This is a genomic window from Pedobacter sp. 10L46_2 (genome assembly GCF_056395165.1).
The window spans coordinates 1-2,430 of sequence record NZ_JBFTIZ010000524.1; the positions used below are offsets into that span (position 1 = coordinate 1).

3 protein-coding genes are annotated in these 2,430 nt (G+C 40.0%); 1 reads left to right on the forward strand and 2 read right to left on the reverse strand.

Features of this window, described 5'->3' with window-relative positions; genetic code table 11:
* On the forward strand, positions 1-552 hold a 552-nt coding region (locus AC1DDX_RS27455; protein ID WP_477623037.1), incomplete at its 5' end, for an NAD-dependent epimerase/dehydratase family protein.
* A 252-nt stretch (positions 553-804) separates the two neighbouring features.
* Here AC1DDX_RS27455 and AC1DDX_RS27460 read toward each other — a convergent pair.
* Both AC1DDX_RS27460 and AC1DDX_RS27465 read right to left on the reverse strand, forming a co-directional pair.
* Positions 805-1,323: a Fic family protein gene (locus tag AC1DDX_RS27460; RefSeq protein ID WP_477623038.1), complete on the reverse strand. Its 519-nt coding sequence runs from the start codon at positions 1,321-1,323 to the stop codon at positions 805-807.
* 16 nt (positions 1,324-1,339) lie between these two features.
* Complete coding sequence (locus AC1DDX_RS27465; protein WP_477623039.1) at positions 1,340-2,062, reverse strand: hypothetical protein; 723 nt, start codon at positions 2,060-2,062, stop codon at positions 1,340-1,342.
* Positions 2,063-2,430 lie beyond the last annotated feature (368 nt).

The window sequence follows — 2,430 nt, forward strand, 5'->3', positions numbered from 1 at the left end:
AAACCGATGAGCCAAACCGATGAGCCGTATGCCATCGCAAAGATCGCCGGCATTAAAATGTGTGATGCTTACCGGTCACAATATGGCTGTAATTACATCTCTGTTATGCCTACCAATCTGTACGGCCCTAATGACAATTACGACCTGAACAACTCACATGTTTTACCCGCATTGATCAGAAAGGTAATTGCTGCAAAAAACAATGCAGAGCCTTCAGTGACCATCTGGGGCACAGGAACACCAAAAAGAGAGTTTCTATATGTAGATGATCTTGCGGATGCCTGCATCCACCTGATGGAAACTTACAACGAACCAGGCCTGGTTAACATTGGCGTAGGCGAAGACATCTCCATTAAAGACTTAGCCGACCTTGTGGTAAAAGTTGTGGGCTACCAGGGTGAAGTCATCAAAGACCTTTCTAAACCAGATGGCACACCCAGAAAATTAATGGATGTAAGCAAATTAAATGCACAAGGCTGGAAAGCAAAAGTATCCCTCGAAGAAGGAATCAAAAAAGTATATAATGAAGTAAAGGAAATGAATTGGAATTAAGTCCCTATTAATACCTAACCTCCCTAAGCTGAGAGGACGCACCACATCGGGCGTCCTCTTTTTTTGATCCCTCTGGTCATGGTTTTCCCTAATGTCAACACCGTGATTTTTGCATCCATACACCTAAACCTCCTGTTGTTACACGATTAGCGCATTTTTTAAAAATCTCCTGGCAAATCTGTTTTAGCAATTTTCGACAATCCATTTCTTTAGTCTACCACCATACTATTCGGTCGAAACCCATTCTTTGGCCTAAGCACTTGGGTCAACAAATTGGAGAATATAATCTTCACCCTCTTTAAATGCATTGCTATATTCCAGTATCTCCTGCATTTTAGCCATATCCTCCCCAACCAACACAGAACTAAAAAGCTGTGCTCTTTGCAGCATCCTGATATAGGTATCTGGCTCTTGTCTTCGGGTAAGCCCGCGTAATCCTCCAAGGTAATCTTCTCGAAATACTGTCGGAATGATAATCTTAGTCTGTCTTGCTGAAACCAATTCAGCATTCATCATCACTCGTGCAATCCTTCCATTTCCATCATCAAAGGGATGCACCTCACTAATCATAAACATCATATAAACTGCTTTTGCAAAAGGATTCTTCAGCCCCTTATAAAAATCAAAGGCTTGCGTCAATGTCCCGGTTACTAACCCATGGTCTACAAATGATGTATCGCCAGCCTGATTGTTTCTGGCCTTAAATAACCCGGGGTTTTTCGAGGGTCTTGCGCTAAGTAAAATTTTATGCCGATACTGGAGAATTTCCATAAGTCTGTCGGGAGAATCAGGAGTAATTCAGCTCTACAAAAAGCTTTTCAAACAGTGCGATCCTTACAGGATCATAAGGATGACCAAACGCTCTTGCAATAGCTAGAGGAGATCTTAAAATACTGGATGGTTTCGTGGTCAGAATAGCACCGACTAATTTATTAAGCTTCTCGAATTCTTTTTGCATCCCCAATTCTTCGCTGATATGACGTGCCTGATCACGGAATTCGTTAAGCCCTTGTTCACCACGGCTCCTTGCAATATTATCCAATCGTTCTTCTAATTCAGGTATGGTTAATGTTTTAGATTTGGGGCCGGGCTTACGTGATTCCTGAAGATTCTCTAAGAATGCCCGTTCCTGACTGGATGCACGCAAGTTTTCATTTAAAGTATCCCTTTCCATTGTCCCCGGACCTTTCATAAGATTTAAAGTAATTCCAGGAAGTTTAACTATCCGCTGTGAAGGATAAGTAAAGAACATATCACCCGTACTTGTGGGTTTATACTCCAAAGCTGTACGATGACTCAACATAATCCCTGGAAACAAATGACCAATGATTTTAAAGAGGTTTCTCCGAATGATGGTTTCAGGAGATTCATTTAAATTAGACGTATAAATCCTGGGAGCAATCTTCTTAAGCTGCCCTGATCTTTCCAGATAGGAAATACTTCTGCTAATCGAAGGATTACTTGAAGAAAATATAATTTCCTGCAAATGTAAAGGAGTGTGCTTATCCATAGTTTGAAGATTTAGGATGCAAAAATCTAAGGTCAATTTGACTTAAATGGGAGCGTTTGTTAAATTTTTAATTACAATAATGTTAAAATTACAAATTTTTAAGCATAAGTACAAAATCAGAATTTTAATTGACACCCTTTACGTACCTCAATACTGACTTTCGAAGAAGATCGAAAGTTACAGTCAGCATTATTAAAGAATAAAGCAAATGGATACCCTGCAAAAATTCAATGCTAACTCAGCATAAAACCAGAAAAATGTTAAATTTCTAATCGCAATTCGATAACATACCCAAATTTCTCAGGATAACACCGCCGGCAGTTAGCTATAACCCTACCCACATATCCAAAAACGCTGAGATGAGGAGC